Source organism: Flavobacterium sp. AC105, from assembly GCF_979258495.1.
The window spans coordinates 3,462,616-3,484,738 of record NZ_OZ409860.1 but is presented as its reverse complement, the minus strand read 5'-3'; the positions used below and the strand labels follow the sequence as shown (position 1 = coordinate 3,484,738).

Genomic DNA, 22,123 nt, shown 5'->3' with positions numbered 1-22,123 from the left:
TCTTTCTCTTCAAACCACTGTTGACGGTTTATTGAGTCAGAGTATTTTGCGTTTAATTTTAAGCCTTAATAATACTCCTTATTAAAATTCATGTTTTAACTTTTAGAAGTAATTCTAAATAACCAAAATTTATAGATCGCCTAATCAACTTTCTATAAGTGTTGAAACATACTCTATATTTTAAAAAATCCCCCCGGAACCTAACTTAAATTTTCTTTTATGAAAATTAGGCTTGCAACAAATCACTCCTTCTGGAAGACTGATTCGGATCAGTATTCCCCAAAAGTTTTGAGATATTTTTTATTCAAATCGAATAAAAAGTGCTCTGGAGTATATTATAATATACTCAACACAACATGATTTTTTACTAAAATTTAAATTTTAAGTCTTAGCCGGTAAGATTTTAAATTTAGTTAACTATTTGATTTATAGTGATTTTTTAATTGCCAAAGCTCACAAGCTTTGTGCAAGAGGTGTTTTATTGTCCATTTTCTAATCTTCCAAATTATGAAAAAAAATTCTACTTTTTATGATCTCATCATTAAGAAGAGATTATTGTGGCTGTTTTTTTTACTGCTTTTCTGCAATAAAAATTTCGCACAAACATTTTGTCGACCAATAAGCAACACTAATAGTATTGGTGGTCTTTGCATTGGTGCAAGCATTGATAATCCAACATCAGCTTACGACAATGATCCAAATTTATTGACCTTTACTAACTTAAAGACCGATGTCGGGCTCCTTACCTGTAATGTTCAGGAGACTATGACACTAAACCAGACCGCAAAGTCCGGAGATCAGGTCGCGATTTATGTTGGTAGTGGTCCGGGCTTACTTAGTTTGTCCTTATTGTCTACTGTTAGAATTCAGGCGATGTTAAATGGTACACCTGTGGGGGCAAGTGTACCAATTAATGATCCATTACTGAACTTAACATTGTTGACAAATAGTACTTCAATTGGCGTGGTAAAATTTACCTTGCCAGGTGATGCGAATCAGGTTCAATTTTTGTTAGGAGGGGTTGTTTCAGTACTAAACAATTTTAGAATTTATGATGTACGTTTAGAATTTGCTAAACCTACAGTTGCCGGTGGTTTAAGCCAAACTGTTTGTTCTGGAAATCAGATAACCTTAAATGCTACTCCGGTAGCAGGAACGACATTAACCTGGTATGATTCGCCAACTTCAACAACTGTGCTTCAAAGTGGCAATTCTTTTACTACTCCTAATTTAACAGCTAATACAACTTATTATATAGGAGTAACCAGAGCTGCTGGCTGCGAAAGTAACGAACGTGTTCCGGTTGTTATTAATGTGTCGAATCCTATTGCGCCGGCGATAAGTACTTCAGGAACTGCAATATGTTCGACTGGAGCAACACAACAAACGACTTTATCTGTTATTAATCCGATTCCGGGAACGACTTATAAATGGTTTTCTGCCTCAAGTGGCGGCATTGCATTAGCAACGGGAAATTCTTATTCTCCAACAGTTCCTGTTGGAACTACTAGTTTTTATGTAGAAGCTTCTATTGGTACTTGTTTAAGTCCTGCGAGAACGCAAGTTGATGTAATATCAGTACCGGTTCCTTCAATTCCTATAGTATTAACACAAAGTGTAACGATACAATCAGGTCAAAATGCAACTTTAACGGCAATAACTTCTGAGCCAGGAGTTGTTTTAAATTGGTATGAAAATGCAACAGGCGGAACTCCGGTTGCTATTAATTCGCCAACCTTTACAACACCTATATTAACAGCTTCAAAAACATATTATGTAGAAGCTCAAAGTGCTACAGGAAATTGTGTGAGTACATCAAGAGTTCCTGTGCTTGTTACAGTTCAACCAGCCTCATTAGGTGGCTGTCTGGAAGCAAATAGTCAACAAACTACTCAAAATGGTTTGTGTTTGTTGTGTGGAAATACAAATCCAAATAACTCTGTTGACGGAGATATAAATACATTTGCAAGACTTACGATTCCGGTTGGTTTAATAAACGGTTGGAATCAGCAAACACTTCAATTTAATAATCCTGGTAAAGCAGGAGATATTGTTGATGTTGAGTTGGCATTACCAGGTGGAATTGCCGATCTGGCACTACTGGGTTCTGTTAGTTTAGCAACTTATAACGGAGCAACTTATAATAATGACAGGGTTTCCATTAATAATGCTCTTGTAAATTTACAATTGTTATCAGGTAATCGTTTTAAAGCCAGTATTGTGGCCGGTGCAAATTTTGATCGCGTCGAAATTCGATTGGCCGGATTGGCAACTGTTTTAACAAGTGTAGATATTTATCAGGCAAGTTATCATTATAAAGCACCAACAGTTTCAGGTATTAAAACAATTTGTGGTGGACAAACTACTACATTAACGGCTAGTCTTGCAGTTGGTGAAACTATAAAATGGTTTGATGCTGCAACTGCAGGAAATGAACTTGCTACTACGGCAGCTTTTACAACTCCAACTTTAACGACTGCAACAACCTATTATATAGAAATTACCCGAAATGGTTGTGTAAATAGTGAGCGTTTCGCAGTACAAGTATTGGTAAACAATCCTGTAGCACCAACTATTACAGCTTCGGCTCCGGCAATTTGCAGCGGACAAACGGTAACGTTAAATGTCCAGGCTCCGGTTGTTGGCACAATTTATAATTGGTATGATGCTGCTTCGGGCGGTAATTTGGTATTTACGGGTACTTCTTTTACAACTCCAAACTTAACTGCAGATACAAGTTATTATGTTGAAGCGAGTATTGGAACCTGTTTAACTGCAACGCGTACTGCTGTAAATGTTACGGTTAATCCGTTACCGGCAGTTCCAACAGTTGCGTCATCTACGGTAGTAATTCCGTCAGGACAAGTTGTAACCTTACAAGTTTCAAGTCCTGTGGTTGGCGAAATTTATGATTGGTATGATGCGGCTACGGGAGGTACACTTTTATTAGCCAATTCTACGAGTTATACGCCATCACCAGCTTTAACAGCAAATCAATCTTTTTATATTTCTGCCAGAAGTGCCGCGGGTTGTACCAGTAGTTCAAGAGCTGTAATTAATGTCGTTGTAATTCCTCCGGCACCAATTACAACTTGTTTACAGGTAAATGACCAGAATGTCACCAAAGGAGGATTAACAGGATGTTTGTTATGCGGTTCTACAGATGATGCTTTTGCTTCAGACGGTAATGATGCGACTGCATCACGTCTTACTGTTGTTCTTGGTTTAGTTGATGATTATGTTCGTCAAACACTAACTTTTGCAACACCTGGAAAAGCAGGAGATATTATAGATGTTGAATTAGGAATTCCAGCCGGAATTGTTGATGTCACAGCTCTTTCTTATATAAGTTTAAGAAGCTATAACGGATTAACTGCAAATAATGATCAGGTTAATATTGGATCATTAGTAAATGTTCAATTATTATCACCAACTCGTTTTAGAGCAAGTTTTGTAACATCAGCTGATTTTACAGATGTTGAAGTTCAATTGGGAGGTTTGGCTACTGTGGCAACAAATTTAGATATTTACGGAGCTTCTTATAGATATAAAAATGCTTCAATATCAGGAAATGCATCTCCAATTTGTGCTGGTCAACAAGCAGCATTAACGGCAACTTCGACTGTAGTGGGAGAAACATTTAAATGGTATGATGCAGCGGTTGCGGGAACTGAACTTTCGGCTTTGCCAACTTATACTACACCAAATTTAACAGCAACTACAACTTATTATTTAGAAGCAACACGCGGAGGCTGTATAAATAGTGTTCGTCAGCCTGTTACAGTTATAGTAAACCCTTTAGCTTTGGCCAGCGATATTATAATTGCAAGTCCGCAGGAAGCTGCTTGTGACGGAACAATAGTATTGTTACCAACATCTGTTTTGGCAGGAGCACAATTTAAATATTATACAGATCAGACTAAAACGACTCCAATACTTAATGGAGGTACAGGTCCGGTTGGGGAAATTTATGCTATTAATCCAACAACTTCTGCTTTAACCGTAACCGGATTAACTGCCGCAGGAGCACCATATTCTTATTTTGTTTCTGTAGTTAATGCAGGTACTTGCGAGAATGAGGCAGGAACTTTAAAACCAGTAAGTGTTACTTATCCAACAACCAGTACTCTGGCAGTAACATCTCCGTTAGTAGGTTGTGGAACTGCAAATTTAAAAGATGCTATTCCGACTTTTGATACCACTGGAAATACGACTTATACCTTCTTTGATCCTTCAAATAATGTAATAACTGCAGATGCTGCAGCAAATATTACTATAGGAGGGATTTATTCAGTTCAGGCACAGGTGAACGGTATTACTTGTCCATCGGTAAAACAACCGGTAACAGTAACGATTAATCCGTTGCCAACTTTGGTTGTTGATCCGTCACAATCAGTAAGTCCGGGTACAAATGTTACTTTAAATGCAACATCAAACGGTACATTAGCTTGGTTTGATCCACAAGGAAATGCTTTAACAGGTCCTGTGTTTACAACGGGTCCGTTAAATACGCCTGGCATTTATACTTACACTGTAGTTGCGACTCTGGGTACTTGTACCAGAACAGGAACACTTTCTATAAATGTAACAGATCCAAATACTTGTCAATCATTAACAGAAAGAGTATACGCTAATTCAGAAACTTCAGGTTCTATTGTAACCGGTGGAGTTACGAATGGTGGTGCTGCAGTGGATGGAAATCCTCAAACCTATTCAACTATTACAACCGGACTAGGACTTTTAGGAGTTGGAACGACCTGGCAAAGTTTGCAATGGGCTACTACAATTCCAAAAGGAACTCCATTAACTATTAAATTAGGTTCAGCAAGCAGTGCAGTAGCTCTTGGACAGGGTTTAAGTGTAATTGGAACAAAAAGAGATGGTTTAGGAAATCCAGTTGATATTGGAACTATGCAATCTGTTTCAGGAACTTTATTAAATCTTTTATCAGGAGATAATTCATTTGAATATACTTTTGTTCCTGCAAACGGAACTGGTCCTCAAGATTATGATGGAATAAGAATTGTTTCAGCATCACTTTTAAGTGTGGCTCAAAACACAAAAGTATTTGAAGCTTATTATAATAAATCGGTTCCAACCGTAACTTGTACACCTGGAGATATTCAGGATATATTTTATGGAGCTATAGACTTAGGGCTTCCTGTTGGAGCAGTAACTTCAACAGTTGGAGTAAGTGATGCCTTCAACGTAGCAGATAATGATATTACAACTTTCGCTACCATGTATAGTGGCGTTGGCGCATTGGCTGCAGCCGATTTAACTGTACAATTTAAAACACCATCTGTTGTAACTGATACTTTAAGAATTGTAATTTCAAAACCAGCAGTACTTTTAGATGTTAATTTATTAACCGGATTCAGCATTCAGCGTTATTTAGGTAATGTTGCTGTTGGAGCTCCAATTCAAAATACAAGCACTTTATTAAGTTTAAGATTATTACCTGGAAATACAATGGCTGTGGCACTTGTATCATCACCATCAGAATCTTATGACAGAGTTAGAATTCGTTTGGGAGGAGTTGCTGGAGTATTGAGTTTCTTAAGAGTTCATACTGTAGAACGAGTAGCAAATACTCAGGTTATAGGAGGAGATCCTGATAACAAAGTAACGGTTTGTCCCGGAACAGATGTCACGCTCCAAATACCTGAAGAAGCTTGTTCTACGTATGTTTGGTATGATGCTCCTACAGGAGGAAATATAGTGGCCAGCGGAATTACTTATACAGTTCCAATGACTTTGCCAGCCGGAATTTACAAATATTATATTCAGCCCGTACGTTACGGTTGTGAAGCATTTGCAAGAGGATTGGTTACAGTTGAAGTAAGAGCTTCCAGCCCTGTAAATACTTTAAATAATATAACTTTAAACGGAGGTACAGCAACTACAATTTGTTCTCCATCAGGAACAGTTACCTTAAACACAAGTTTAAGCGGAACCCCTGTAATAACAAATCCGGTTTATCAGTGGTATAGTTTTGACGGAACAACTGCACAAGCAATTCCGGGAGAAACAACAGCTCAATTAGTTGTAAATGGTTTGGTTCCGGGAACTTATACTTATTTTGTAGGTGTTAGCGGAGATAACTATTGTGAAACTGCAGCAGCCGACAGAAAACAAATTACGTTTACAATATTAAGACCGTCAGATCAAAATGATCTTTCAGTTTCTGATGTATCTATTTGTCATGATTTACCTGTAGTATTAACACCAACAGCAAGTTTATTGACAAATCCGGTATTTTACTGGTATTTAGATATGAATAAAACGCAGCCTATTACAAATGGCGCAACTATTGGCGGAGTAACTTATGCAATTAGTACAACGGGTGTTTTAACAGCAACCGGAATAACTCTTGCCATGAGTCCGATGTCTTATTTTGTGGGCGTTTCAAGTGATACAACTTGTGAGAATCTTGCGGGTACGCTTCAAACAGCTACTGTAATTATAACTGATCCTGGAACACCAGTAATCACCAAAACAACTCAGGATTTTTGTTTGATTGATGCGCCAACGTTCGCAGCAATCGACGTTAGTCCGGCAAATGTAGCTGATGTAGTTTGGTATGATGCTATGACAGGAGGAAATTTAATTCCAACAACAACAGTATTAACAACCGGAACGTATTATGCAGCTTTAAGAGATCCGATCACACTTTGTGAAAGTGCAGTAAGATTAGCGATTAATATCAGCGTGACTGATCCTGGAACACCAATAATTACTAAAACAACCCAGGATTTCTGTTTGGTTGATGCACCAACATTTGCTACAATCGATGTAAGTCCAGCGACAAATATTGTTTGGTACGATGCTTTAACAGGAGGAAATTTAATTCCAATTGCAACAGCCTTAACAACCGGAACATACTACGCAGCTATAAAAGATCCAACTACGCTTTGTGAAAGCAATATTAGATTGGCAATCGCAATCAGTGTAACAGATCCTGGAACACCAGTAATAACTAAAACAACTCAGGATTTCTGTTTGGTTGATGCGCCAACATTCGCTACAATCGACGTAAGTCCAGCAACAAATATCGTTTGGTACGATGCGTTGACAGGAGGAAATTTAATTCCAAATGCTACAGCCTTAACAACCGGAACATATTACGCCGCAATAAAAGATCCAACAACACTTTGCGAAAGCAATGTAAGATTGGCGATTAATATTAGCGTGACAGATCCAGGAACACCAATTATCACCAAAACTACTCAGGATTTCTGTTTGATTGATGCACCAACTTTTGCAACGATTGACGTAAGTCCAGCTACAAACATTGTTTGGTATGATGCTTTGACTGGAGGGAATTTAATTCCAAATGCTACAGCCTTAACAACCGGAACATATTACGCCGCGATCAAAGATCCAACTACGCTTTGTGAAAGTAATTTGAGATTGGCCATTGCGATCAGTGTAACTGATCCGGGAACACCAGTAATTACCAATACTACTCAGGCTTTCTGTTTGGTAAATGCGCCAACATTCGCCACAATTGATGTTAGTCCAGCGACAAATATTGTTTGGTATGATGCTTTAACTGGTGGAAACTTGATTCCAAATGCAACGGCATTAACAACCGGAACTTATTATGCAGCGATCAAAGACCCAATAACAGGTTGTGAAAGCAATGTGAGATTGGCAATCGCAATCAGCGTGACTGATCCAGGAACACCAGTAATTACTAAAACTACTCAGGATTTCTGTTTGGTTAATGCGCCAACTTTTGCTACAATCGACGTAAGTCCAGCAACAAATATTGTTTGGTACGATGCTTTGACAGGAGGAAACTTGATTCCAAATGCTACAGCCTTAACAACCGGAACATATTACGCCGCAATAAAAGATCCAACAACAGGTTGTGAAAGCAATGTAAGATTGGCAATTGCAATCAGCGTAACCGATCCTGGAACACCAGTAATCACCAAAACCACTCAGGATTTCTGTTTGATTGATGCGCCAACTTTTGCAACAATCGACGTAAGTCCAGCGACCAATATTGTTTGGTATGATGCTTTAACGGGAGGGAATTTAATTCCAAATGCAATGGCACTTACAACAGGAACTTATTATGCAGCTATAAAAGACCCAACAACAGGTTGTGAAAGCAATGTAAGATTAGCGATCAATATAAGTGTTACAGATCCTGGAACACCAGTGATCACCAAAACGACTCAGGATTTCTGTTTGATTGATGCGCCGACATTCGCCACAATCGACGTAAGTCCAGCAGTTGCTGCCAATATAGTTTGGTATGATGCATTGACAGGCGGAAATTTAATTCCAAATGCCACGGCATTAACAACCGGAACATATTACGCAGCGATTAAAGATCCAGCTACACTTTGTGAAAGCAACGTAAGATTAGCAATCGCAATCAGTGTAACAGATCCTGGAACACCAGTGATTACCAAAACAACTCAGGATTTCTGTTTGATTGATGCGCCAACATTTGCAACAATTGACGTAAGTCCAGCAACAAATATAGTTTGGTATGATGCCTTGACAGGAGGAAACTTGATTCCAAATGCTACAGCGTTAACAACCGGAACATACTACGCTGCAATAAAAGATCCAACAACAGGTTGCGAAAGCAATGTAAGATTGGCAATCGCCATTAGCGTAACAGATCCTGGAACACCGGTAATTACGAAAACTACTCAGGATTTCTGTTTGGTTGATGCACCGACATTTGCAACAATTGATGTTACTCCAGCAGTTGCCGCGAATATCATTTGGTATGATGCCTTAACTGGCGGAAATTTAATTCCAAATGCTACAGCATTGACAACAGGAACATACTACGCAGCGATAAAAGATCCAACAACGCTTTGTGAAAGCAATGTAAGATTAGCGATTAATATCAGCGTAACTGATCCAGGAACACCAGTAATTACTAAAACCACTCAGGATTTCTGTTTGATTGATGCGCCAACTTTTGCTACAATCGACGTAAGTCCGGCAACAAACATTATTTGGTACGATGCTTTAACAGGCGGAAATTTAATTCCTGCAACAACGGCATTAACTACAGGAACATATTACGCGGCAATAAAAGATCCAACAACAGGTTGTGAAAGCAACGTAAGATTAGCAATCGCGATCAGCGTAACAGATCCTGGAACACCGGTAATCACCAAAACAACCCAGGATTTTTGTTTGATTGATGCGCCAACATTTGCTACAATCGACGTTAGTCCAGCAACAAATATAGTTTGGTATGATGCCTTAACTGGAGGAAATTTAATTCCAAATGCAACGGCATTAACTACAGGAACGTATTACGCAGCAATAAAAGATCCAACAACAGGTTGTGAAAGCAATGTGAGATTAGCAATTGCAATTAGCGTAACTGATCCAGGAACACCAGTAATCACTAAAACGACTCAGGATTTCTGTTTGATTGATGCGCCAACTTTTGCAACGATTGACGTAAGTCCAGCAGTTGCCGCGAATATTGTTTGGTACGATGCTTTGACTGGAGGGAATTTAATTCCAAATGCAACGGCGTTAACAACCGGAACATACTACGCCGCTATAAAAGACCCAACAACAGGTTGTGAAAGCAATGTGAGATTGGCAATTGCGATTAGCGTGACTGATCCAGGAACACCAGTAATCACCAAAACAACCCAGGATTTCTGTTTGGTTGATGCGCCAACATTCGCCACAATCGATGTTAATCCTGCTACGAACATAGTTTGGTATGATGCTTTGATAGGAGGAAACTTAATTCCAAATACTACAGCGTTAACTACCGGAACCTATTACGCAGCGATCAAGGATCCAACAACACTTTGCGAAAGCAATGTAAGATTGGCAATCGCAATTAGCGTGACCGATCCTGGAACACCGGTAATTACCAAAATCACTCAGGATTTCTGTTTGGTTGATGCGCCAACATTTGCAACAATCGATGTTACTCCTGCTACGAACATTGTTTGGTACGATGCTTTGACAGGCGGAAATTTAATTCCAAATGCTACAGCCTTAACTACAGGAACATACTACGCAGCGATCAAAGATCCAACAACACTTTGCGAAAGCAATGTGAGATTGGCAATCGCGATCAGCGTAACAGACCCTGGAACACCAGTAATCACCAAAACAACTCAGGATTTCTGTTTGATTGATGCGCCAACGTTCGCAACAATCGACGTTAGTCCGGCAAATGTAGCTGATGTAGTTTGGTATGATGCTATGACAGGAGGAAATTTAATTCCAACAACAACGGCATTAACAACCGGAACGTATTATGCAGCTTTAAGAGATCCGATCACACTTTGTGAAAGTGCAGTAAGATTAGCGATTAATATCAGCGTGACTGATCCAGGAACACCAGTAATTACTAAAACTACTCAGGATTTCTGTTTGGTTGACGCACCAACATTTGCCACAATCGACGTAAGTCCAGCGACAAATATCGTTTGGTATGATGCTTTGGCAGGCGGAAATTTAATTCCAGCCACTACAGCCTTAACAACAGGAACTTATTATGCCGCGATAAAAGATCCAACAACACTTTGTGAAAGCAATGTGAGATTGGCAATCGCAATCAGCGTAACAGACCCTGGAACACCGGTAATCACCAAAACAACTCAGGATTTCTGTTTGGTTGATGCACCAACATTTGCCACAATCGACGTAAGTCCAGCGACAAATATTGTTTGGTATGATGCCTTAACTGGAGGAAATTTAATTCCAAATGCTACAGCCTTAACTACAGGAACATACTACGCAGCGATCAAAGATCCAACAACAGGTTGTGAAAGCAATGTGAGATTAGCAATTGCAATCAGTGTAACTGATCCTGGAACACCGGTAATCACTAAAACGACTCAGGATTTCTGTTTGATTGATGCGCCAACTTTTGCAACAATCGACGTAAGTCCTGCTACAAATATTGTTTGGTACGATGCTTTAACAGGAGGAAATTTAATTCCAATTGCAACGGCATTAACAACCGGAACATACTACGCAGCGATCAAAGATCCAATAACAGGTTGTGAAAGCAATGTGAGATTGGCAATCGCCATTAGCGTTACAGATCCTGGAACACCGGTAATTACCAAAACGACTCAGGATTTCTGTTTGATTGATGCGCCAACTTTTGCAACGATTGACGTAAGTCCAGCAGTTGTCGCGAATATTGTTTGGTATGATGCTTTGACTGGAGGGAATTTAATTCCAAATGCTACAGCGTTAACAACCGGAACTTATTACTCCGCGATAAAAGACCCAACAACAGGTTGCGAAAGCAATGTGAGATTGGCAATCGCCATTAGAGTAACAGATCCTGGAACACCAGTAATCACCAAAACAACTCAGGATTTCTGTTTGATTGATGCGCCAACTTTTGCTACAATCGACGTAAGTCCAGCTACAAATATCGTTTGGTATGATGCTTTGACAGGAGGAAACTTGATTCCAAATGCTACAGCCTTAACAACCGGAACATACTACGCGGCAATAAAAGATCCAACAACAGGTTGTGAAAGCAATGTAAGATTGGCAATTGCAATCAGCGTAACTGATCCAGGAACACCGGTAATCACCAAAACTACTCAGGATTTCTGTTTGATTGATGCGCCAACATTTGCCACAATAGATGTTACACCTGCTACGAACATAGTTTGGTACGATGCTTTGACAGGAGGGAATTTAATTCCAAATACAACGGCGTTAACAACCGGAACCTATTATGCAGCGATCAAAGATCCAACTACACTTTGCGAAAGCAATGTGAGATTGGCGATTAATATCAGCGTGACAGATCCTGGAACACCAGTAATTACGAAAACTACTCAGGATTTCTGTTTGGTTGATGCACCAATATTTGCTACAATCGATGTTACTCCTGCAACAAATATTGTTTGGTATGATGCGTTGACTGGCGGAAATTTAATTCCTGCAACAACTTCATTAACTACAGGAACATACTACGCAGCGATCAAAGACCCAACAACAGGTTGCGAAAGCAATGTGAGATTAGCGATTAATATCAGCGTAACAGACCCTGGAACACCGGTAATCACCAAAACAACTCAGGATTTCTGTTTGGTTGATGCACCAACATTTGCCACAATCGACGTAAGTCCAGCGACAAATATTGTTTGGTATGATGCCTTAACTGGAGGAAATTTAATTCCAAATGCTACAGCCTTAACTACAGGAACATACTACGCAGCGATCAAAGATCCAACAACAGGTTGTGAAAGCAATGTGAGATTAGCAATTGCAATCAGTGTAACTGATCCTGGAACACCGGTAATCACTAAAACGACTCAGGATTTCTGTTTGATTGATGCGCCAACTTTTGCAACAATTGACGTAAGTCCTGCGACAAACATAGTTTGGTACGATGCCTTGACAGGTGGAAATTTAATTTCAAATGCAACGGCATTGACAACAGGAATATACTACGCCGCGATAAAAGATCCAACAACACTTTGTGAAAGCAATGTGAGATTAGCGATCAACATAAGCGTAACAGATCCTGGAACACCAGTAATCACTAAAACCACTCAGGATTTCTGTTTGGTAAATGCGCCAACTTTTGCAACAATCGATGTTACTCCAGCAGTTGCCGCGAATATCATTTGGTACGATGCGTTGACAGGAGGGAATTTAATTCCAAATGCAACGGCATTAACTACCGGAACTTATTATGCATCCATAAAAGATCCGATTACAAATTGTGAAAGCAATGTGAGATTAGCGATCAACATAAACGTAACTGATCCAGGAACACCAGTAATTACCAAAACTACTCAGGATTTCTGTTTAATTGATGCGCCAACATTCGCGACAATCGATGTTACACCTGCTACGAACATAGTTTGGTACGATGCTTTGACAGGTGGAAACTTGATTCCAAATGCTACAGCCTTAACAACCGGAACGTATTATGCAGCTATAAAAGACCCAACAACGCTTTGTGAAAGCAATGTAAGATTGGCAATCGCCATTAGTGTGACAGATCCTGGAACACCAACTACAGCAGATGCAACACAAGATTTCTGTTTAATAGATGCGCCAACGGTTGCCAGTATTCAGGTAAATACTCCGGCAACGGGAACTATAGTTTGGTATACAGCTTTAACTGGCGGAACCGTTATTCCATCGGCTACAGCCTTAACAACAGGAAACTATTTTGCTACGATTCTTGATCCGGCAACAAATTGTGAAAGCGCCGTAAGATTAGCAATCGCAATTAGTGTAACTGATCCTGGAACACCAACTACAGCAGATACGACTCAGGATTTCTGTTTAGTAAATGCGCCAACAGTTGCCAGTATTCAGGTTAATACTCCGGCAACAGAAACTATAGTCTGGTACACAGCTGCAACTGGCGGAACAATTATTCCATCGGCTACAGCCTTAACAAGCGGTTCTTATTTTGCATCAATACATGATCCGGCTACAAATTGCGAAAGCTCCGTAAGATTAGAAGTTGTTATTAGTGTAACAAATCCGTTAACACCAACAACTACATCTGCTGCTCAGGTTTTCTGTTCAGGAAATAATCCAACAGTTGCCAGCATTCAGGTAAATGAAGCTAACGTAGTTTGGTATAGTGCTGCAACAGGAGGAACAGCAATTGCTTCGACTACAGCATTAGCAAACGGAGATTACTTTGGAGCTATAAAAGATCCGGTAACGGGTTGCGAAAGCAGTATCAGATTAAAAGTGACTGTTAAAGTAGGAAACACAGTGAATCCTACTACGAACAATACAGCTCAGACTTTCTGTTCTGTAAATGCTCCAACTGTTGCGAATATTCAGGTTAACGAAAGTAATGTGGTTTGGTACACGGCTTCAACTGGAGGAACAGTGATTCCTGCAACGACGCCACTGACTTCTGGAGTTTATTATGGAAACATAATAGATCCTTTAGGATGTGAAAGTTCAACTCGTTTGTTGGTTACAGTTACGATTACAAATCCTAGCCCAACACCAACTACGAATGCAGCAACTCAAAACTTCTGTTCAGTAAATAGTCCAAAAGTTTCAGATATTCAGGTAAACGAAGCAAATGTGGTTTGGTATAGTACTCCAACAGGAGGAGCTATAATTCCTGCAACTACAGCTTTGGCTACAGGTTCTTATTATGGAGCTGTTTCTAATATTGCAGGTTGCGAAAATCCTGTTCGATTAGCAGTCGTGGTAAATGTAAATACACCATTAGTTGTAACTACGCCAAGAACAGCACAAATATTCTGTTTATCTGCATTACCAACATTAGCCAATATATTGGTAAATGAACCTAACGTAGTGTTTTACACTTCTGCAACTGGCGGAACACCATTAGCAGCAAATACACCGCTTACAGCAACAACTTATTATGCAGCAGCGCTGAATAATACAACAAATGGCTGTGATAGCGCTACACGTTTAGGTATAACTATTAGTTTCGAAAACGACGCTTTAGTACAACTTACAACTACAGATGATACTCCATGTGTTTTCCAGGGAGTAACTTATTCAATCGCAAACGGAAAATCAAACTATGTTTGGTCAGTTAGCAACGGAACAATTATTTCTGGCGGAGGTATTGCAGACGGATCTGCAACAGTTTCATGGTCTGATATTGGAGCAGGAAACGTTACGGTTACTTATACCAATACCTGCAACGAAACTACAACTAAAACATTAGGTGTAATTGTTGCGACATGTTCAGATTTAACGATCACAAATACAGTGAGTAATCCTGCACCAAATTTTGGCGATGAGGTAACATTTACGGTAACAGTGAACAATGTTGGCGAAGGTAGTTTTATAAATACTTTAGTTAGTGAGTTAATTCCAAGTGGATACAATTTAGTAAGCTCTAACACAACTTTAGGCACATACGATCCAACAACTCAGATTTGGACAATTCCAACACTGGCTGCAGGACAAAGTGTTACCCTGACAATTGTGGCAGAAGTTTTATCAAGCGGTACTTACATGAATGTCGCCACTATCGAAATCTCAACTCCATTAGATGTTGATGCTTCAAATAATTCAGCTTCTGCTTTTGTAGAGCCAATTTGTTTGACAGTTTACAATGAGTTTACTCCAAATAATGATGGAAGTAATGATCTTTTCAGAATCGATTGTATCGAATCCTATCCAAATAATGAACTAAAAGTTTACAACAGATATGGTTCATTGGTTTATAGTAAAGAACATTATGAAAATGACTGGAACGGAACTGCAAATGTATCAGGAGTTGTTAATAGAGGAGATATGTTGCCAACAGGTACTTATTTTTATGTGATTACCATTGGAGATGGAACGGTTAAAAAAGGATGGTTATCTATCATGAGATAAGCTTTCTATTAATCTAATTAATTAAACTAAATAAGTATCGTTATGAAACTATATATAAAACCACTAGAAACGTATTTGATTTTAATATGTTCTTTTATCACATTTTGCGCCAGTGCGCAGCAAGATCCGGAGTACACACAATATATGTACAACGCAATGGCCGTAAATCCAGCTTATGCTGGGTCTACGGGCTCATTAGAAGCAACACTTTTACACCGTTCTCAATGGGTTGGAATTTCTGGGGCACCAGAAACACAATCATTCTCTATTCACGCACCGCTTGCTAACGAAAAGATTGGTTTAGGACTAAGTGTCGTTAACGACAAAATTGGTCCGTCAAACGAGCTTTATCTTGACGGAAACTTCTCTTATTCAATTCCTTTGGGATATGAAAAAAGATTAGCATTTGGTTTAAAAGCAGGTATGCGAATGTTGAATATAGATTGGTCAAAAGGAAGATATTATGATAATAATGATGTTTTGTTAAACCAGAACATTGATAACCAAATGAAATTAGCCGTAGGAGCAGGGATTTACTATTATACCGATAAATGGTATTTAGGATTCTCGATTCCAAGTTTTATTCAAAATGATTATTATGATGACGTTCAGGAATCTATAGATTTTGATCGTATGCATTATTATTTAATGGGAGGTTATGTTTTCGACTTAAGTCCGAATTTGAAATTTAAACCGGCATTTTTAGTAAAAGCAGTGAGTGGAGCGCCACTTACTGCTGATGTATCGGCGAATTTTATGATTGCAGAAAAATTTGTTATCGGAGGCGCTTATCGTACAGATGATTCCATCAGTATATTGGCAGGTTTTCAAATATCAAAAAGTTTCTACATCGGATATGCTTTCGATTATACCGTAAGCGAATTGAACAAATACAATGATGGATCTCACGAAATCATCTTGAAGTATCAGTTCAATAAAGGTGAAAGCAAAATTAAATCTCCTCGATTCTTCTAAATCTAAAACCTATGAAAAAATTATATATCCTAAGTTTAGTCTTGAGCATGACGTTTAGTTTTGCTCAGACTAATTTAAAGAAAGCCGATGCCTTGTTCAGAAATTATTCCTATTTGGATGCTTCAAAAGCCTATGAAGAAATTTTACAGAACATAAAAAATCCATCAGCACAGACTTTAAAAAACGCTGCCGATTCGTATTATTTTATTTCCGATGCAAGAAATGCACTAAAATGGTATAAAAAATTATATGAAGTACAAGGCAATAATTTAACTGATATTTACTATCTGCGTTACATTCAGACCATGAAAGCGGTTATGGATTATGATGAAGCAGATAAAATCACAAAAGAATATCTGAATAAAAAAGGAGATAAAAAAGAGATTAACCATTACGTAGAGCAGAAAGCACAAATGGATAGTCTGGCAAAAACAAAATCTCTTTATACCATAAAAAATTTAGATATCAATACCAGTAAATCTGATTTTGGAGCAACATTCTTTGGCGATAAAATTGTTTTTACTTCCGCAAGAGATACTACAAAATTCAGTGAGAAATTATATACCTGGAACAATCAGCCTTTTCTGAATTTGTATGTTGCCGAAAGAAATCCTGCAGACGGAAGCCTGTTTAACGAAACAGTATTTATTCCAAATGTAATGACCAAATATCACGAAGCAACCGCATCTTTTGATGCCAGCGGAAAAACAATGTATTATTCGACCAATATTGTAAAGAAAAATAAATTGGTAATTGATCAGGACAAAGTCAATAATTTCCAGATTATAAAAGGAGATATTGTTGATAATAAATTGCAAAATCCGCAGAAAGTATTTTTTGACAGTAACGACTATTCAGTTGGACATCCTTGCTTAAGCGACGATGGCCAGTGGCTTTTCTTTGCATCAGATATGCCGGGAGGTTTTGGCGAAACTGATTTGTATGTTGTAAAAATTGCTGCAGACGGAACGATGAGTTCGCCTTTAAACCTTGGACCAAAAATCAATACAATTGGTAACGAAGTTTTCCCGTCTTTCCGTAACGGAGTACTTTATTTTTCTTCGGATGGACATTATGGCTGGGGAGATTTAGACGTTTACCAAAGCACATTTTTGGCAGATGGAAACTTTACAACACCACAAAATTTAGGCGCACCAATAAACAGCAACAAAGATGATTTTGCTTTTGTAATTGATAAAACAGATGCTTATGGTTATGTATCTTCAAACAGAGCAGACGGAAAAGGAGACGATGATATTTACTCCTTTATAAAAGGAAAACCGGTTTGCAATCAAAGCATTTCCGGGATTGCTGTAGATAGAAAAACAAAATTGCCGCTTTCTGATGTTTCCGTTATGGCGTATAATTCGTATAGTGATATTCTGGGAGAGACAACAACAAATTACGAAGGTAAATATGCCATAGTAGTTCCATGTGGAAAAGTAGTTAAAATGATTGCGGCAAAACCCAATTATAGCAGCGACGAAAAAACCGTTGAAACCACAATGCAAAACGAAGGCGAAATTAAAGATGTAAACTTTGAACTTAGTAATTACGATGATTTGGTAGTTAAAAAGAAAGGAGTTGAAAAAGTCGATGTTAAACCAATTTATTTTGATTATGACAAATTCGACATCACACCTTTAGCGATCGAAGAGTTGACGAAAGTGGTTTTTATCATGAAAAAATTTCCTAACATCAGAATTAAAATTGAATCTCATACAGATTCCAGAGGAAAAGACGCCTATAACCTGAAACTTTCTGATAACAGAGCCAAATCAACGCGCGATTATATAGTTTCGCAAGACATTGACGCTTCAAGAATTGAAAGCGCTATTGGTTATGGCGAAAGCCGACCAATAAACAAATGTAAAAATGGGGTGAAATGTACAGAGGAAGAATATTTGTTAAATAGACGTTCAGACTTTATCATTATTCAAAAATAGTCTTATATTTTAGTTCTAATTATTTGATAATCAGGATAAAAGTATAGAACGCAGAAACCATTTGGAAGTTGGTTTTGTTTATTTCTTTTTAAGAATAATGGACAAGGAGAAAATCAAGTTGCATCTTTTTGCAACTTGATTTTTGATTTTATAAAACTTTTGGTTTTTTATGTTTTTGAAAAAAAATAGTTCTAATTTTGATATTCAGTTATTCTAAATTACAATCCGCATCATTTTATTATTTTATGAGTATTCAAGAGACAATTCAAGCTTTACGAGACGAACTTAATCAACACAATTACAATTATTATGTACTTGATAATGCCACAATTTCAGATTATGATTTTGATATTAAGCTAAAAGAATTACAAGATTTAGAAAATAAACACCCTGAATTTTTTGATGAAAACTCACCAACACAACGAGTAGGAGGAGCAATAACCAAAAATTTTAAAACAATTGCACATCAATACCGAATGTATTCTCTTGATAATTCCTATTCAAAAGAAGATTTGCTGGATTGGGAAATTCGTATTCAAAGAGTACTAGGAAACGTTGATCTGCAATATACATGCGAATTAAAATACGACGGAGCTTCAATAAGTATTACCTACGAAAACGGAAAATTAGTTCAGGCATTAACCCGCGGAGACGGATTTCAGGGAGATGATGTTACAAACAACATCAAAACCATAAAATCAATTCCGCTGCAATTAAAAGGAAATTATCCGGAGAAATTTGATATTCGCGGAGAAATTATTCTTCCATTTGCCGGTTTCGAAAAAATGAACCAAGAATTAATCGAAATAGGAGAAACACCTTATTCAAACCCAAGAAATACAGCTTCCGGAAGTTTAAAGTTACAAGATAGCGCTGAGGTTGCAAAACGCCCTTTAGAATGTTTATTGTATTTTGTAACCGGAAACAATTTGCCTTTTTCGTCTCAGTTTGAAGGACTGGAATCTGCCAGAAAATGGGGATTTAAAGTACCAACCGAAGCAAAATTAGTCAATAATATGCAGGAAGTTTTCGATTTTATTGATTATTGGGATTCACATCGTCCTAAATTGCCTTATGAAACTGATGGTGTCGTTATTAAAGTAAACAGTATTCAGCATCAGGAAGAGCTGGGGTATACAGCAAAATCACCACGTTGGGCAATTGCTTATAAGTTTAAATCAGAACAGGTTTCGACCAAACTAAATTCAATTACATATCAGGTTGGCCGTACCGGATCAATTACACCGGTTGCAAATTTAGCACCTGTACAATTGGCAGGAACAATTGTAAAAAGAGCTTCTTTGCATAATGCGGATCAGATAGAAAAATTAGACATTAGAGTAAATGATACTGTTTTTGTTGAAAAAGGAGGCGAAATTATTCCCAAAATTATTGCCGTAGATTTAGAACAGCGTCCAGCAGATTCAGAAGTTACAAAATATATTACCCATTGTCCGGAATGTCAGACAGAATTGGTTCGAACCGAAGGTGAAGCCAACCATTATTGTCCAAATTTCTATGGATGTCCTCCGCAGATTATCGGGCGAATCCAGCATTATATTTCCAGAAAAGCAATGGATATTGAAGGTCTTGGCGGAGAAACCGTGGCACTTCTTTTCAAAAATAATTTAGTGCACAATTATGCCGATTTATATGAATTGAAAGTTGAAGATATTTTGCACTTAGAAAGAATGGCAAAAAAATCTGCTGAAAATTTAGTAAACGGAGTGGAGAAATCTAAAGAAATTCCGTTCGAAAGTGTATTGTTTGCACTCGGAATCCGTTTTGTCGGAGAAACCGTGGCCAAAAAATTAGCCAAACATTATAAAAATATTGACGCATTAAGTCAGGCTTCTTTAATGGATTTGATTCTGGTTGATGAAATTGGAGAACGAATTGCCAGAAGTGTAATCGAGTTTTTTGAGAATGAAGAAAACAAAAAAATAATTGAGCGCTTAAAAAGTTATGGTGTTCAATTTGAAATTGTAGAAAAAATTAATCCAAATGCCACAGAGAAATTTATCGGAAAAACATTTGTAGTTTCAGGTGTTTTTGCTCAATTTTCAAGAGATGAATTAAAGAAAACCATCGAAGATAACGGGGGAAAAGTAGGAAGTTCCATTTCTGCAAAAACTGATTTCGTTGTTGCGGGAGACAATATGGGCCCGGCCAAATTAGAAAAAGCCAGTAAACTAAACATCCCAATATTATCTGAGGATGAATTTATAACCAAACTGAATGAAAGCGAATAAACCGTCGTTAATTTTATTCTTTTTAGCATTACTGTTTACAATCATTTTTGATTGGACGGAACAAGATTTTCTGGCAACTTATGCCAAAGCCATCGTACTTCCGGCAATCTTTTTTTATTTTTTGATTAGCAGCGAATATAAAATAGGAAAAACGGAAGGTTTAATTTTTCTGTTTTGTTTTGTAGGTCAGGTCTTTGATTTAATGGCTGTTGAAATTTCAGAAATTGGCGGAGTAGTAAGCTTCTTAATCGTTTACATCCTGATTCTGAAAATCTTTATATGGGAACATGAAAAAATAAAACTGGCAAAAAAAGATATTTTGCCAGTTTTTATAGTTGTACTATTTATTGTTTATTTACTCGTTTCGGTCTTAAGTTTGCAAGTCGAAAATATGCGAAAGTTTAATTTTACGTATACTTTTTACGGAATTGTCTTAAGCATCATGAGTTATTTTTCTTTTGTAAGTTATATAACAAAAGGCACTTACATAACATTATTAATGTCTTTAATGGCAATTAGCTATATCTTCTCAGACATCTTTTACATCTTCAATGAATATTTTTCTCACTCGATAGTTTTGGTTTTAATTCGGGATGTAACCCAAATTTTTGGATACTATTTTATGGTCGAATATTTTCTTGTAAAAGCAAAAGTCAAAAAAAAAGTATTATACAATAATTGATTTTCCCTGATGCGTATGTGCTTTGTCTTTATCAAAGTAAAAATCAATTCGGCCTAAATTAATTCCGTAACAACCTACCTGATTCACCAATACATCCTGACCGGCTTTGTTTTTAACAATAGTTGGTTTATCCAGAAAAGTATGCGTGTGTCCGCCAATAATCAAATCAATATCCTGCGTTAAAGCAGCAAATTTCAAATCAGAAATTTTGTTTTCCTCATCCCTGTATTTATATCCTAAATGCGAAAGGCAAATTACCAAATCACATTTTTCTTGTTTCTTTAATAATTGCGTCATATCCTGAGCAATTTCAACAGGGTTATTATAAACCGTTTCTCCGTACATTTTTTTATCCACCAAACCCGCAAGTTCAATTCCTACACCAAAAACGCCAACCTTAATTCCGTTTTTATTAAAAATCTTGTATGGTTTTACAAGTCCGTTCATGACCGTATTTTTAAAATCATAATTAGAGTTGATAAATTCGAAAGTTGCATGAGGCATTTGTGCATACAAACCATCAAGACCATTGTCAAAATCATGGTTTCCAATAGTTGATGCATCATATTTCATCATGCTCATCAATTTAAACTCAAGTTCACCTCCGTAATAATTAAAATAAGGAGTTCCCTGAAAAATATCTCCCGCATCTAATAAAAGTACATTTGGATTCTCTTTACGAATCGATTCAATAAGAGTTGCACGACGAGATACACCGCCCATATTTGGATTACGGGGATCATCTGCAGGAAAAGGATCTATATGACTGTGCACATCATTCGTGTGCAGAATCGTTAAGTGTTTAATATCGTTAGTTTCAAAACTGCTTAATGATAAACCTAAACTTAATAAGGCAGTGCTTGCAGCTGTTTTTTCGATAAATTCTCTTCTTTTCATTGTATGTGTTTTTGCGAAACGATATTATAATTTGCTAATTT

At 37.6% G+C, this 22,123-nt stretch carries 6 protein-coding genes; 5 read left to right on the top strand and 1 reads right to left on the bottom strand.

The annotated features are described in order from the left end of the window. Positions 1-507 precede the first annotated feature (507 nt). The 5 genes from ACZ0AH_RS14195 (at position 508) to ACZ0AH_RS14175 (ending at position 21,185) form a co-directional block, all read left to right on the top strand. Positions 508-15,330: an Ig-like domain-containing protein gene (locus tag ACZ0AH_RS14195; RefSeq protein ID WP_463476450.1), complete on the top strand. Its 14,823-nt coding sequence runs from the start codon at positions 508-510 to the stop codon at positions 15,328-15,330. 42 nt (positions 15,331-15,372) lie between these two features. Beyond that, positions 15,373-16,305 carry a PorP/SprF family type IX secretion system membrane protein gene (locus ACZ0AH_RS14190; RefSeq protein WP_463476449.1) on the top strand — a complete coding sequence of 311 codons (933 nt, stop codon included), beginning with the start codon at positions 15,373-15,375 and terminating at the stop codon, positions 16,303-16,305. Positions 16,306-16,316: 11 nt separating this feature from the next. Next, complete coding sequence (locus ACZ0AH_RS14185) at positions 16,317-18,251, top strand: OmpA family protein (protein WP_463476448.1); 1,935 nt, start codon at positions 16,317-16,319, stop codon at positions 18,249-18,251. 245 nt (positions 18,252-18,496) lie between these two features. Then, positions 18,497-20,503: an NAD-dependent DNA ligase LigA gene (gene ligA / locus ACZ0AH_RS14180; protein ID WP_463476447.1), complete on the top strand. Its 2,007-nt coding sequence runs from the start codon at positions 18,497-18,499 to the stop codon at positions 20,501-20,503. Then, positions 20,490-21,185, top strand: coding sequence for a lysoplasmalogenase family protein (locus tag ACZ0AH_RS14175; protein WP_463476446.1), 696 nt, complete (start codon positions 20,490-20,492; stop codon positions 21,183-21,185). The genes ligA and ACZ0AH_RS14175 overlap by 14 nt, the downstream gene beginning before the upstream one ends. Here the strand turns inward: ACZ0AH_RS14175 and ACZ0AH_RS14170 are convergent. Further along, a complete protein-coding gene (locus ACZ0AH_RS14170; protein WP_463476445.1) occupies positions 21,171-22,082 on the bottom strand; it encodes a bifunctional metallophosphatase/5'-nucleotidase in 912 nt (303 codons plus the stop codon). The genes ACZ0AH_RS14175 and ACZ0AH_RS14170 overlap by 15 nt on opposite strands. Between the last annotated feature and the right edge of the window lie 41 nt (positions 22,083-22,123).